A 13,134-nucleotide genomic window follows, 5' to 3' on the forward strand; every position below is an offset into this window, starting at 1 on the left:
TTTCCATGGTCAAGCTTTCGTGACTTATTTCCTTTTGCCGGGGGTCGGTTTTGAAGATCGGGTGTTTTGGAACGGCATTGTCCGCCGCTCTGGTCCTGTCGGTTTCGGCCAGCGCCAAACGGATTGCGCCCGCGCCGATACCTGCGGGCATGTATGACGGGATGAGCTGCGCCAAGGCGCGCAAGACACTCATCGACGTCAATGCCGAAATACAGAAGCTGTCGCGCCGGCAATCGGGCGCGGCGACGGCCGATGCGATCGGCGTGTTCCTCACGCTGGTGTCGGCGGTTACCGGCGGCGAGAGGGCGGGCAGGATTGCCGCGGCCAAGGGCCGGAAGCTGGCGCTGGAGGCGCGGCTCGAAAGCTGCGGCTGAGGGCCGGAAGCTTTGGTCCCAAGCAGGGCCGTCGCGCTCCTTTGTCCGAAATCGGTCCATCCGGTCTGGGACCGCCGCGCATTTGCGGCTATCACGGCCCTGCCCCCGATGCGCGCCCGGGACGCGTCCGGCCCGGGAAACGCCGGAGCGAAAGCGGCGCCAGCCGACCGCGAGGACAGGACCGCCGGTGGAACAGCATGACGCGACATCGACAGAGGGCCGTGACGGCGATCCGTCGCGCGCGGGCGGGATGCGCGGTTTCGGTGCGGCGGTCTGTCTGGCCCTGGCCCTGGGCGGCGGCGCTTCGGCTCAGGCCGCGCCCTCGGTCGAGCTGCTCGATTTCGACGATCTCAAGGGCTGGAAGACCGACAATCACGCCGAGGCCCTTGCCGCCTTCCGCGAGACCTGCCCCGATCTGCCCGACCCGCCCTGGACCGCGCTTTGCGCCCTGTCCGAGCGGCAGTCCAATGCCCGCAGCTTCTTCGAGCTTTTCTTCCGCCCGGTCCTGATCGGCGGCGACAGCCCGGCGCTGTTCACCGGCTATTTCGAGCCCGTTCTGAAGGCCGCCCGCGCTCCCGATGCCCGGTTCCGCTATCCGATCTACCGCCTGCCGCCCGATCTGCCGACCGACCGGCCCTGGTTCTCGCGCCGCGAGATCGCCGAGGACGGACATCTCGACGGGCAGGGGCTTGAAATCGCCTGGCTCGAAGATCCTGTCGATGTGTTCTTCCTGCAGGTTCAGGGCTCGGGGCGGCTGAGCCTGCCCGACGGCACGCTTCTCCGTGTTGGCTATGGTGGCAAGAACGGCCATGATTACCGCTCGATCGGCAGGGAGCTGGTGCGGCGCGGCGTCTATCAGCCCCATCAGGTTTCGGCCCGGGTGATCCGGTCCTGGGTCCGGCGCCATCCCGAGGCGGGGGCCGAACTTCTGCTGCACAACCCCTCCTTCGTCTTTTTCCGCGAGCTTGACAGGCTGCCGCCGGGCAAGGGGCCGCTCGGGGCGATGAACCGGCCGGTCACGCCGATGCGCAGCCTCGCGGTCGATCCGTCCCTCGTGCCGCTGGGCGCGCCGGTCTGGATCGAGAAGGGCGGGCGGCATCCGCTTCACCGGCTGATGGTGGCACAGGATACCGGCTCGGCGATCAAGGGACCGCAGCGGGCCGACATCTTCTATGGCACCGGCGCGGGTGCCGGGCGGCTGGCAGGCGCGGTGCGCGACCCGGGCCGGATGATCGTGCTGTTGCCGGTCGAGCTGGCGCTTGCGCTGCTGCCCGGAGGCTGACCGATGCGCCGTCGCCGCCTCAGCCGCGAGGATCGCGCCCTCTGGGACGAGGTCGCGCGCCGGGTCCGCCCGATGCGCGACGCGCCCCCCGATGCCGTGTCCGGGCCCCCGCCCGAAAAGACCTTGCCCGAAAAGACCCCGCCTGCCCCGGTTCCCGCCGCGCCTTTGCCGCTGAAACCCTTCCGGCTGGGCGCGAAGGCACCTGCGGCCGCGCCGCCGACCCCGTCCGCACCGCCTGCGATCCGGATGGACCGCAAGGCATTCCTGCGGATGAAGGGCGGCAAGCTCGACCCCGAGGCGCGGATCGATCTGCATGGCATGACGCTGGCCGAGGCGCATCCGGCGCTGATCGGCTTCATCCTGCGCAGCCAGGCCGAGGCGCGGCGGCTGGTGCTGGTGATCACCGGCAAGGGAAGCGGGGCGGAATGGGACCCCGCCTTCGCCGACCGGCGCGGGGTGTTGCGGCGCCAGGTGCCGCACTGGCTGCATCAGGCGCCCTTGTCAGGCGCGGTGATGCAGGTGGCACCCGCCCATCGCCGCCATGGCGGCGAGGGCGCTTTCTATGTCTATCTCAGGCGGCCCCGCTAGGCGGGGTCAGAGGATATAGCGGGTGACATCGGCCGATTTGGTCAGCTCGCCCAGGTTTTGGTCGACGAAATCGGCATCGACCCTGACGGTGTCGCCCGCCCGGTCGGGCGCGGTGAAGCTGAGCTCTTCGAACACCCGCTCCATCACCGTGTAAAGCCGCCGCGCGCCGATATTCTCGATGCTCTCATTGACCCCGGCCGCAACCCGGGCCAGCGCCGCGATGCCGTCATCGGTGAATTCGACCGTGACCTCCTCGGTGCCCATCAGCGCGGTATATTGCCGGGTCAGCGCATTGTCCGTCTCGGTCAGGATGCGGACGAAATCATCCTCTGTCAGCGCCCTCAGCTCGACCCGGATCGGCAGCCGGCCCTGCAATTCGGGCAGCAGGTCCGAGGGCTTGGCGATATGGAACGCGCCCGAGGCGATGAACAGGATATGGTCGGTCTTCACCGGCCCGTATTTGGTCGAGACCGTCGTGCCCTCGATCAGCGGCAACAGGTCGCGCTGCACGCCCTCGCGGCTGACATCGGCGCCGCGCATGTCGGAGCGGGCGCAGACCTTGTCGATCTCGTCGAGGAAGACGATGCCGTTTTCCTGCACCGCCTCGAGAGCGGTCCGGTTCACCGTCTCGTCGTCGAGCAGCTTGTCGGCCTCTTCCGAAATCAGGATCTCGTAGCTGTCGGCCACGGTCAGCCGCTTCTTGACGGTGCGCCCGCCGAAGGCCTTGCCGAACAGATCGCCCAGCGACATCATCCCCTGCTGGCCCTGGCCCGGCGCCATGCCCGGAATTTCCATGCCCTGCAGCGGGTTCGAGGTATCGGCGATCTCAAGCTCGATGAGCGTGTCGTCCAGCTCGCCCTTCTTCAGCTTGGCGCGGAACATCTCGCGGGTCTGTTCGCGCGCATCGGCGCCGGCGATGGCGGCGATCACCCGGTCCTCGGCGGCCTTGTAGGCGGCCGCCTTCACATCCTCGCGCATCCAGTCGCGGGTCTGCACCAGCGCGGTATCGACGAGATCGCGCACGATCTGTTCCACGTCGCGGCCGACATAGCCGACCTCGGTGAACTTGGTCGCCTCGACCTTGATGAAGGGGGCACGGGCAAGCCTGGCCAGACGGCGCGAGATCTCGGTCTTGCCGACGCCGGTCGGCCCGATCATCAGGATGTTCTTCGGATAGACCTCTTCGCGGATGTCGTCGGCCAGCTGCTTGCGCCGCCAGCGATTGCGCAGGGCCACGGCGACGGCCCGCTTTGCCTCCGCCTGACCGATGATGAACCGGTCGAGTTCCGAGACGATTTCGCGGGGGGTGAGGTCGGTCATCGGGTAATGCTCTCCACCGTCAGGTTGCCGTTCGTGTAGACGCAGATATCGGCCGCGATCGCCATCGCCTTGCGGGCGATATCTGCGGCCGAAAGCTCGGTATTCTCGATCAGGCCGCGCGCGGCGGCCAGAGCGTAATTGCCGCCCGAGCCGATGGCGGCCACGTCATGTTCAGGAGCCAGCACGTCGCCCGCGCCGGTGATCACGTAAAGCTCGGCCCCGTCGCTGACGATCAGCATGGCCTCGAGCTTCTGCAGGTATTTGTCGGTGCGCCAGTCCTTGGCCAGTTCGACCGCGGCGCGCTGAAGCTGGCCGGGGGTTGCCTGCAGCTTGGCTTCCAGCCGTTCGAGGAGTGTGAAGGCATCGGCCGTAGATCCGGCGAAACCCGCGACGACATCATAGCCGCCGGGCGACAGCCTGCGCACCTTGCGGGCGCTGCCCTTGATCACAGTCTGGCCCAGGCTGACCTGTCCGTCGCCGGCGATCACCACCTGGCCGCCGCGGCGAACGCCGATGATGGTGGTCCCGTGCCAGCCGGGAAACTCGCTTTTCGACATGCCGTTCTCCTGCATTTGCCGGGTCCGATATATGCGCCCGATGCTGCCTCGCAAGCCGGGCATGAAAAAGGGGCGCCGCGGCGCCCCCTTGTCTTGGTCGGAACAGGCCGGTTCAGACCGATTCCTGAATCCAGTTCTGCAGCGCGGCCTTGGGCGCGGCGCCGATCTTGCTGGAAATGACTTGCCCGTCCTTGAACAGGAACAGCGCCGGAATGCCGCGCACGCCCAGCTGAGCCGGGCTGGTCGGGTTGTCGTCGACATTGATCTTGACGATCTTCACCTTGCCTTCCAGCTCGGCGGAAAGCTCTTCCAGGGCCGGGCCGATCTGCTTGCAGGGGCCGCACCATTCGGCCCAGAAATCGACGACGACGGGAATGTCGGACTGGCGCACCTCGGCGTCGAAGGTGTCGTCCGTGACGGCATGGGTGGGCATCTGGGTCACTCCTTGGAACCTGGGATCGAGGCCGGAAAGTAAGGAGAGGGGCCAGCAGCGTCAAGCCAGCCCGGCCCGGGCAAGCGCGGCGTGGCCCAGCTCTCGCGGGATCGTCATCAAAGCGCCGGTCCGGGTCCAGAGAATGGCGATGTCGATCTCGTGGCCGGGATAGATCTGCGCCAGCGCCATGGCATAGGCGCCCAGCTGGCGCAGGATGCCCTCGGGCGTGTCTTCGGGCCGGTCCGGCACGACCGCGTTGGTCTTGAAATCGACGGCCGTGATCCGGGTGGGCGAGACGATCAGCCGGTCGACCGTGCCGCTCAGCCGCCCCTGGCCCAGGGCCGCGGTCAGCGGAACCTCGGCCAGGCTGCCGGGGGCGAAGACCGGGGCCAGATCGGGCCGCGCCATCAGGGCCTCGGCCTCGGCGGCAAGGGCCGGGATCGCGGCCTCGGGCGCGGGCGGGTCGACCGCGGTCAACAGCGCGCGGGCCAGCGCCGGGCGGTCGGCCGGATCGGTGCCCGGCAGATGTTCCAGGAGCAGGTGCATCCAGGTGCCCCGGGCCCGGACATCCTCGGCCTCGGCGGGGGCAAGCGGGTCGCCGGGCAGGGCCTTGGCGCCGCCCAGGTCGGACGGCGACAGTGGCTGCGGCGGCCGCTCCGGGCGGGGCGCGTCGCGCAGCGCCCAGTCGGGAAGCGCGGTTTCGGGCGGCGCCGTCTCGGGCGCGGCCAGGACGCGGTCTTCCGGCCAGAGCCCGCGCTCATAGCGCAGCCCCTCGCCGAAACCGAAATCGCGCGGCACGGGGCCAAGCGCCTCGGTGCCGCGGCGAATGCGGCTGTACCAGTCGCTGCCATCCTTCGCGAGCTTTCCGGCCGCGGCCACGATCAGCCATTGCTCGGCCCGGGTCATGGCGACGTATAACAGCCGCGACCGTTCCTCCTCCTCGCGCTGCACCCGCGCGGCATGGGCGGCCGCCAGCGCCTCGGGGCGCGCATCCGATCCGGTCTTCCAGGCGGGCAGGCCGTCTTCCAGCGTATAGATCTGGTCGCGGATGGTGACAGTGCGCTGCGCCGTATGCGGCAGGATCACCACCGGCGCCTCGAGCCCCTTGGCGCCATGCACCGTCATCACCCGGATCCGCCGCCCCGCCGCATCGAGCTGGCGCTTGATCTCGACCTCGCCACTTGACAGCCAGGCCAGGAAGCCGGTCAGCGAGGGCACCTCGGTCGTCTCATAGGCCAGCGCCTGGGTCAGCAGCGCATCGATGCCGTCCTCGGCCTCCTGCCCGAGCCGCGCCACCAGCCTGCGGCGCCCGTCATGGCGGGTGAGGATGCGTTCCAGCAGGTCGTAGGGGCGCAGGAAATCGGCCTCGTCCAGCAGCGCCTGCAGCATCGGAACCGTCTCTGTTCCGGCCCGATCCGCGTGTCTGAGCGCCTGCCAGAGATAGCCCTTGCGGGGTGCTGCCAGCCGGAACAGGGCATCTTCGCTCCAGCCGAACAGGGGCGAGCGCAGGGCCGAGGCCAGCGACAGGTCGTCTTCGGGCAGCGCCAGGAAGGACAGAAGCGCGGTCAGGTCGCGCACCGCAAGCTCGCCGCCGATCTTCAGCCGGTCGGCGCCCGCCACCTCCAGCCGCTCGGCCTTGCAGGCGCGGATGATCTCGTGAAACAGGTCGGTCCGGCTTTGCACCAGGATCAGGATGTCGCCCTCATGGATCGGGCGGCGCCCCCCGCCCTTGACGGCGATGGTCTCGCCCCGGTCGATCATGGCGCGGATTTCCGAGGCCACCTGACGCGCCAGCCGCACGCTGTGATGCGAGGCCCCCAGCATGTCGACCGGATCGGCCCAATGCCCCGGATCGGCGGCCTCGCTATCCTCGACCACGGGCCAGATATCGACCCGGCCGGGCAGATCGGCATGGAAGGCGCGGTGCCGCATCTCGCGGTCGAGCCCCGCCCGCGCGCCTTCGGGGAAGGTCCGGTCGACAGCGCCGAGGATCGCCTCGGAGGAGCGGAACGAATATTCCAGCGTCAGGTTCAACAGGCCGCGGTCGACATTTTCCAGCCGGTCGCGGAACAGCGCGCGCATCCGGTCGAAGCCCTCGGGATCGGCGCCCTGGAAGGAATAGATCGACTGCTTCTTGTCGCCGACGACGAAGATCGTGCGGTCGACCCCGCTCCGCGCGCCCTCGCCCGCGGTGAATTCCTGCGCCAGAAGCTCGATCACCTGCCATTGCACCGGGCTGGTGTCCTGTGCCTCGTCGACAAGGATATGGTCGAGCCCGCCATCGAGCCGGAACAGCACCCATTGCGCGACGCCCGGATCGGTCAGCAGATCGCGTGCCTTCAGGATCAGGTCGTCGAAATCGAGCCAGCCCTGCAGCTGTTTGCGCGCTGCATAGGCGGGCAGGAAGGCTTCGGCAAAGCGGTGCAGGGCCAGCGTCCGCTCGGCCGCATCCAGCGCCAGCCGCCGGGGCCGCGCGGTCTCGACCCGGATCATCAGGTCTTCCAGCGGCGCCAGATCGGGCCCCAGCGCGGCCCGGACCGCCTTGGTGGGAAAAGACCCTGTCTTGGCCGAAAACGGCTGTTTTGCGGCGGCGCCGGTCAGCAGGATATCTTCAAGCCCCAGCAGCAGGGCCCGGTCGGCGCCGCCGAGATTCAGTGCGCCAAGCTTGGCGGCGGCGGTCTGATCGGTCTTGCCGCCCCCGGCCAGCGCGGATTTCAGCCGGGCCAGCAGCCCCTCTTCGGTCCCGGTGAAGACGCCGCGCAGCAGGACCGCGCTGTCCTCATCGGCGGAAAGGCCGAAGCTTTTCCAGATCGCGCCTGGGTCGGCGGTGGCCGGAAACCGGTCGCGATGGCTGGCGATCTCGGCGGTCAGCGCATCGAGCTCGGCATCGGTGTGAAACCGCGCCAGATCGGCAAAGCGACCGGCCTCAGGACCCTCGGCCAGCGCATCGACCAGCTCGGCCCGCAGGCGGCGGGCGCTGCGGTCATCCATCTCGACGAATTGCGGCGAGACCCCGGCCTCGAGCGGAAACCGCCTGAGAATGCCCGCGCAGAAGGAATGGATGGTCTGGATCTTCAGCCCGCCCGGCGCCTCGATGGCGCGCGCGAACAGGCGTCTTGCCTCGCGCAGGGTGTCCTCGCCGATGGCGGTCTCGACGCCCAGCTCGTGCAGCGCCTGCCGCAGATCGGCATCGGCCAGCATCGCCCAGCCGCCCAGCCGGTCGAACAGCCGGTTCTGCATCTCGCCGGCGGCGGCCTTGGTATAGGTCAGGCACAGGATGCGCTGCGGCGGCACCCCCGCCAGCAGAAGCCGCGCCACCCGGTCGGTCAGAACCCGGGTCTTGCCCGAGCCCGCATTGGCCGACAGCCAGACCGAGCCCGACGGATCGGCGGCCTGGATCTGGCGCGCGCTTGCCTCGTTCCGGGTCATCCCACATCCTCCGGTTCCGGCGGATCGGTCTCGTCCCATTCGCCAAAGCGCGACAGCAGGTCGTAATCGGTGATGTCGCTGCGCTTCTGGATCCGGTTGCGGGCGGTATAGCCCTGTTCCGGCCGGGCATAACGGTCGATCAGGCGCCCGAGCTCGGCCCAGCTGCGCGCGACCAGATCGTCGTCAAGCCAGTTGGTCACGGTCTTCGGCGGCTGGCCGAGGCCGATATAGGTGACGTGATCGACGAGCGCGGCCGGGATCTCCTCGAAGCCGCCGCGTTCGGCGATGCAGGCCTCCAGCAGCAGCTGCTTGTCGAAAGCCTCCATCGCCTTCAGGCTGGGCGGCGTGCCGGTCTTGTAATCGTAGAGGATGAGGCGGCCATCGGGGCGGCGGTCGATCCGGTCGGCCTGCGCGGTGAGGGTGAAGCCGCTGTCCAGCCGCGCCGCGCCCGAGCGTTCGCGGGCGATGCAGGCGGCCTCGGCCTGACGCCGCGCCTCGTCGCGCAGAAAGCTCTCGGCCGCGCGCCCGAGCCGTGCCCGCCAAAGCGCGCGGGCTGCGGGCCAGGGCGCCTCGGTTGCCAGAACCTCGTCGGCGATGGTCATCAGATCGGCCTGGGCCCGGTCCGGATCGGGGTCGAGCGGCCGGCCCAGAAACCGCTCCATCACCTTGTGCAGGACCGTGCCCCGTAGCGGCGCATCGGCGCTGCGCACCAGCGGGTCGAGGCGCTTCAGCCGCAGGATATGGCGGGCATAGACGGCATAGGGATCGCGGATCAGCCGTTCGACCGCGGTCACGGACAGCCGCTCGGGGCGGCGGTCGAGCGGTGGCCGGGGCGAGGGGCGGCGCATGGCGGGCAACGGCGTCGCGGGCCGGTCGAGCGCCTGCGCAATGTCGAGCCAGTTCCGGCCCCGCGCGCGCATTGCGGCCAGCGCTTCTGGGCCGCCATTGCCGCCCAGCCCGTCCATCAGGTTGGTCAGCCGGTTCAACCAGCGCGCGGGCACGGTCTGCGCCTCGGCCGTGCGGATCGCGCGCGAGATCACCACCTCGGGGGCGCAGACCGCCTGCTGAAAGTCATGCGCGGCCAGCCCGATCTGACGCTCGGGCAGCAACAGGCCCGCCTCGGCCCGCATCTGCCGGTTCAGCCAGGGGTCGGGCGGCGGGGTCTCGGGCCAGGTGCCCTCGTTCAGCCCGCCGAGGATCACCAGATCGGCGCCCTGCACGCGGGCCTCGAGCGTGCCCCAGATCATCACCCCGGGATGCGGCTCGACCGCGCTGCGCACCGAGCCGTCGCGAAGCACAGAATCGAGCAGGGTCGAGAAATCGGCGGGGCTCATCTCGCCGCCCGCCTCGGCCTCGGCCTCGAGCAGGTCCAGCGCGGCCCGCGCCTGCAGGCCTGCCTCTTCCAGCCAGAGCGCGCCGCTGCCCTCGGTGTCCGGCCCGGCGGCGAGGATCTCGGCAAGCTGCCGGTGGCGCGCGACATGGGCCGAAAGCGGCTCTGTTCCGGCCCGATCTGTTCCGTCCAGCGCCTCGGCCAGCCAGGCGGCCCAGGCCTCGCGGCCATCTTCGTGGCCCTCGGCCCAGCGGGTCAGGGCCGGGCCGTCGGGAAAGGCGGGGCCGTTCCGGCGCAGATGCAGTTCAAGCTCGCGGGTCCAGCGCAGGTGATTGGCGCGCAGTCCCGGGCTCGAGGCGGTCAGCGGATGCTTGAGCAGCGAAAGCAGGGCCTCGACCGTCAGCGCCCGGCCGAACAGCGCCGCGACCTGACGCAGGAACCGGCCTGGCGGCGACAGCGGCAGCGGCGTGCCGGCGCTGTCATCGGGCCGGATGCCCCAGCGGTCGAGCGCGGCGGTGACCTGGCGGGTCAGGGTCCGGTCGGGGCTGACCAGCGCAGCACTTTGCCCGTCCTCGGCGGCACGGCGCAGCCGCAGCGCGATGGCCAGCGCCTCGGCGCGCGGCGAGGGTGCCTCGATCAGCGTCAGCGCATCCGTCGCCCGGTCGAGCCCGGTCAGACGGGGGCCGTCCTCCATCCACTGATCGGTGACGGGGGCGGGCCGAAGCGCGAGCGAGACCAGCCGGGTGCGTTCGGGACAGGGCGGCGCGGCCTCGCGGCACCACGGCCGGACATCGCCGGGGCCCAGCCCCATGTCGTTGAGGATGTGGCGGAAACGGTATTGCGGATGGTCCTCGGCCGCCAGCGCGTCGTCGAGCCCGTCCCAGATCGCGGCGGGCATGTCGAAATCATATCCGGGCAGGATCGCGGCGCCCTGCGGCAGCCGGGCGGCCTCGCGCAGGAACAGCGCGGTTGCCCCGCGCGATCCGGTGGTGCCCGCGACGATCACCGGATGGCGGGGCGGATCGGCGCGCCAGCGCTCGGTCAGCCGCTCGACCGCGAGGCGTTGCCGGGCGCCGCTGCCGGGACGCCCCGAGAGATCGGGTCCGAGCCAGGTCTCGACCAGTGTCACGAATTGCCGTGCCCGGGCCCAATGCGCCGAGAGGTTTCCGACATCCAGATCATGCAGCGCCCGGGGCGGCACGCCCTCGGCCTGCATCTCGTCCATCAGGGCGGCGAGGCTGTCGGCCAGATCGAAGGCCGAGCTGCGCGCGGCCAGATCGGGAGAGCGGTCGAGCAGCGCCCGCACCAGTTGCCCCAGTTCCAGCCGCCGTCGAAGCGGCGAGACCGGTGCCGGAAGATCCGCCAGGATCGGATGGCGCGCGAGATCGGTCACCAGCCGGATGCGGGGCAGAAGCCGCGGCGGCCCGGCCTGGAACAGATCGACGATCCGGCGTCGCATCCGCTCGGTATTGACCCAGATCTCGACCTCGGCCCAGGCCTCGGGCGGGGCGCCGGACAGTCTCTGTTCCAGCCCGATCAGCAACTCGCGCGGAAAATCGGCGCCGGGCGGCAGGCCGAACAGGCGGGGGGCCGGGCCCTCAAACATCGCCCTGCCCCGCCAGCAGCGCCTCGGCCTCGGCAATGCCGCCCGGATGGCCGACATCGCACCAGCCGCCGGCATGCAGGATGCCGTAAAGCCGCCCCTCTGCCAGCATCCCGTCCCAGAGCCGGTTCAGCGAAAAGATCCGTTCGGGGATTTCGGCAAGCCCGTCGGTCTTGAGGATGCCGGCGCCCGAATAGATGGCTCCGGGGCCGCGCCTCAGGCGGCCGTACGGGCCGATGAGGAAATCGCCCTTGCCCGAATGATCCGTCGCGTGCCCGGGCGGGATCAGAAGCAACAGGCCGTCCATCTGCGCGGGGTCCCAGACCCCGGCCAGGGTGCAAAGCGGGTTCGGTCCGGTCCAGACCGCATCGCTGTTCAGCGTGAAGACCGGCCCCTCGCCCAGCACCGGCAGCGCATTGCGAAGCCCGCCGCCGGTATCGAGGAGGGCGTCGGTCTCCCGCAGGACCGTCAGGCCGGACCTGCCTGCAAGATGCGCGGCCAGCTGGTCGGCGCGGTAATGGGCATTGACCGCGATCCGGCGGATGCCGGCATCGGGGGTGAGTGCCAGCGCATGGTCGATCAGCGGCCTGCCCGCGACCTCGATCAGCGGTTTCGGGCGGTCGTCGGTCAGCGGCCGCATCCGGGTGCCGAAGCCGGCTCCGAAGATCATCAGCGACGCGGGGCGCATCGGCTTGCGATCCGGTCGAGACGGTCGGGCTCGGGCGGGGGCAGAAGGCGCAGCAGCGTCTCGCGCAGTCCGGCCAGTGCGGGATGGTCGAGATCCCTCATCAGATGACCCCAGACGCGGGGCAGCATCGACAGATAGCCGGGCTTGCCGTCGCGGAGGCACAGCCGGGCGAAGACGCCGATGATGCGCAGGTTGCGCTGCGCCCCGGCCACGGCACAGGCGCGGTCGAAAGCCTCCTCATCGGTGCCGGTCGCGGCGACATAGCGCGCGCGCATCCGGGCCCCGACTTCGGGTGACACGTCGCGGCGCGCATCCTGCAGAAGCGAGACGAGATCATAGGCCGGATGGCCGATCCGGGCATCCTGGAAATCGAGCAGCCCGACCCGCGCGACCCCGTCCCGTTCGGGCAGCCAGAGCAGGTTCTCGGCGTGATAGTCGCGCAGGATCAGGACCGAGGGCGAGGCGGCCTCGGCCAGAAGCGTCTCTAACCCGGCCCGAACCGCCGCGATTTCGTCTTCGGGGGCGGCGAGGCCCTGACCCGGCAGATACCAGCGGAACGGCAGGCAGCCCAGCTCGGCCATCTCGGCGGGGTCGTAGGGCGCGAGGCCGTCGGGCAGCGGTGCCCGGTGCAGCCGGGCCAGAAGGTCGGTCGCGGCGGCGTAAAGCGGCTCTTCGAGCTGGGGCGCGCGGGCGGCGAGGCGGGCGAAAAGATCGTCGCCCAGATCCTCTAGCAGAAGCAGGCCCCGGGCGCTGTCCTCGGCGAGGATCGCGGGCGCCGAGAACCCGAGCGATGAGAGATGGCGGGCAATGGCAAGGAAAGGACGGACATCCTCGCCTGTCGCCGGGTCGGCATCCATCAGCACGGCGGTCTCGCCATTGTCCCGCGCGAGCCGGTCGTAGCGGCGGTTCGAGGCATCGCCCGCAAGCGACATGCGGCGGGCCTCGGCCCAGCCGGCGCGGGCGAGGAAATCGGCGATGGCGGCGTCACGCATCAGGGGCGGTTCCGGTCTGGATTTCGGTCAGGATCGGGGACAGGCGCCCGGTCCAGTCGGCGCGGTCCGAAACGAAGCTGGCATGGCGCAGGGTCTCGGCCTCGCCCGGCGCAAGGGTCAGGCGCAGCGCGCCCGCAGGCGCCAGATCGCCCAGCCGGTCGGGCCATTCGATCAGGCAAATCGCGGTCTCGAAGGCCTCGTCGAGGCCCAGCTCCATCACCTCCTGCGGATGGCCGAGGCGGTAGAGATCGGCATGCCAGATCTCCAGCGGCCCGGCCTCGTAGGTCTGGACCAGGGTGAAGGTCGGCGAGGGCACATCTTCGGGGTCGCGCCCGGCCCTTGCCTGTGCCGCCTGGATCAACGCCCGGGCGAAGGCGGTCTTGCCCGCCCCGATCGGACCGTCGAGCAGCAGCGTGTCGCCGGCGCCCAGACGGGCTGCGAGCCGTTCGGCGAGGGCTCGGGTCTGGGCCTCGGAGGCCAGCGCGAGGGAGAGGCGGGTGCCGGACATGGGGCCCGTTGTAACGCCTGCCCCGGTTCC

11 protein-coding genes are annotated in these 13,134 nt (G+C 70.2%); 3 read left to right on the forward strand and 8 right to left on the reverse strand.

Annotated features, from left to right (window positions below):
• Positions 1-77 precede the first annotated feature (77 nt).
• From A6W98_RS03445 to A6W98_RS03455, 3 genes are all read left to right on the forward strand, one after another.
• Positions 78-374 (forward strand): hypothetical protein, encoded by a 297-nt coding sequence (locus tag A6W98_RS03445; RefSeq protein WP_155734703.1) that lies wholly within the window; start codon positions 78-80, stop codon positions 372-374.
• A 250-nt stretch (positions 375-624) separates the two neighbouring features.
• Positions 625-1,656: a murein transglycosylase A gene (gene mltA / locus A6W98_RS03450; RefSeq protein WP_042464475.1), complete on the forward strand. Its 1,032-nt coding sequence runs from the start codon at positions 625-627 to the stop codon at positions 1,654-1,656.
• Positions 1,657-1,659: 3 nt separating this feature from the next.
• Positions 1,660-2,244, forward strand: a complete 585-nt coding sequence (locus tag A6W98_RS03455; protein WP_042457955.1) for a Smr/MutS family protein — start codon at positions 1,660-1,662, stop codon at positions 2,242-2,244.
• Between the two features lie 6 nt (positions 2,245-2,250).
• On the opposite strand, the gene hslU is transcribed toward A6W98_RS03455, so the two are convergent.
• The 8 genes from hslU to tsaE form a co-directional block, all read right to left on the reverse strand.
• Positions 2,251-3,564 carry an ATP-dependent protease ATPase subunit HslU gene (hslU, locus tag A6W98_RS03460; RefSeq protein WP_042457957.1) on the reverse strand — a complete coding sequence of 438 codons (1,314 nt, stop codon included), beginning with the start codon at positions 3,562-3,564 and terminating at the stop codon, positions 2,251-2,253.
• Complete coding sequence (gene hslV, locus A6W98_RS03465) at positions 3,561-4,121, reverse strand: ATP-dependent protease subunit HslV (protein ID WP_042457960.1); 561 nt, start codon at positions 4,119-4,121, stop codon at positions 3,561-3,563. The genes hslU and hslV overlap by 4 nt, the downstream gene beginning before the upstream one ends.
• A gap of 112 nt (positions 4,122-4,233) precedes the next feature.
• Positions 4,234-4,554 carry a thioredoxin gene (gene trxA, locus A6W98_RS03470; RefSeq protein ID WP_042457962.1) on the reverse strand — a complete coding sequence of 107 codons (321 nt, stop codon included), beginning with the start codon at positions 4,552-4,554 and terminating at the stop codon, positions 4,234-4,236.
• Between the two features lie 60 nt (positions 4,555-4,614).
• On the reverse strand, positions 4,615-7,983 hold the full coding sequence (gene addA, locus A6W98_RS03475; protein WP_042457966.1) for a double-strand break repair helicase AddA: 3,369 nt from the start codon (positions 7,981-7,983) through the stop codon (positions 4,615-4,617).
• The gene (addB, locus tag A6W98_RS03480) at positions 7,980-10,919 is read right to left on the reverse strand and encodes a double-strand break repair protein AddB (protein ID WP_042457969.1); all 2,940 of its coding nucleotides are present in this window, start codon (positions 10,917-10,919) and stop codon (positions 7,980-7,982) included. The genes addA and addB overlap by 4 nt, the downstream gene beginning before the upstream one ends.
• A complete protein-coding gene (locus tag A6W98_RS03485; RefSeq protein WP_042457972.1) occupies positions 10,912-11,604 on the reverse strand; it encodes a nucleotidyltransferase family protein in 693 nt (230 codons plus the stop codon). The genes addB and A6W98_RS03485 overlap by 8 nt, the downstream gene beginning before the upstream one ends.
• On the reverse strand, positions 11,586-12,596 hold the full coding sequence (locus A6W98_RS03490) for an aminoglycoside phosphotransferase family protein (RefSeq protein ID WP_042457976.1): 1,011 nt from the start codon (positions 12,594-12,596) through the stop codon (positions 11,586-11,588). Before A6W98_RS03490 ends, A6W98_RS03485 begins: the two co-directional genes overlap by 19 nt.
• A complete protein-coding gene (tsaE, locus tag A6W98_RS03495) occupies positions 12,589-13,104 on the reverse strand; it encodes a tRNA (adenosine(37)-N6)-threonylcarbamoyltransferase complex ATPase subunit type 1 TsaE (RefSeq protein WP_042457977.1) in 516 nt (171 codons plus the stop codon). The genes A6W98_RS03490 and tsaE overlap by 8 nt, the downstream gene beginning before the upstream one ends.
• Between the last annotated feature and the right edge of the window lie 30 nt (positions 13,105-13,134).

Source organism: Rhodovulum sulfidophilum DSM 1374, assembly GCF_001633165.1.
In the GTDB taxonomy this organism is placed as follows: Bacteria; Pseudomonadota; Alphaproteobacteria; order Rhodobacterales; family Rhodobacteraceae; genus Rhodovulum; species Rhodovulum sulfidophilum.

Coding starts and splice junctions, on each gene's coding strand:
- mltA (WP_042464475.1), top strand. CDS start 625: ATGCGCGGTTTCGGTGCGGCGGTCTGTCTGGCCCTGGCCCTGGGCGGC.
- A6W98_RS03455 (WP_042457955.1), top strand. CDS start 1,660: ATGCGCCGTCGCCGCCTCAGCCGCGAGGATCGCGCCCTCTGGGACGAG.
- hslU (WP_042457957.1), bottom strand. CDS start 3,564: ATGACCGACCTCACCCCCCGCGAAATCGTCTCGGAACTCGACCGGTTC.
- hslV (WP_042457960.1), bottom strand. CDS start 4,121: ATGTCGAAAAGCGAGTTTCCCGGCTGGCACGGGACCACCATCATCGGC.
- trxA (WP_042457962.1), bottom strand. CDS start 4,554: ATGCCCACCCATGCCGTCACGGACGACACCTTCGACGCCGAGGTGCGC.
- addA (WP_042457966.1), bottom strand. CDS start 7,983: ATGACCCGGAACGAGGCAAGCGCGCGCCAGATCCAGGCCGCCGATCCG.
- addB (WP_042457969.1), bottom strand. CDS start 10,919: ATGTTTGAGGGCCCGGCCCCCCGCCTGTTCGGCCTGCCGCCCGGCGCC.
- A6W98_RS03485 (WP_042457972.1), bottom strand. CDS start 11,604: ATGCGCCCCGCGTCGCTGATGATCTTCGGAGCCGGCTTCGGCACCCGG.
- A6W98_RS03490 (WP_042457976.1), bottom strand. CDS start 12,596: ATGCGTGACGCCGCCATCGCCGATTTCCTCGCCCGCGCCGGCTGGGCC.
- tsaE (WP_042457977.1), bottom strand. CDS start 13,104: ATGTCCGGCACCCGCCTCTCCCTCGCGCTGGCCTCCGAGGCCCAGACC.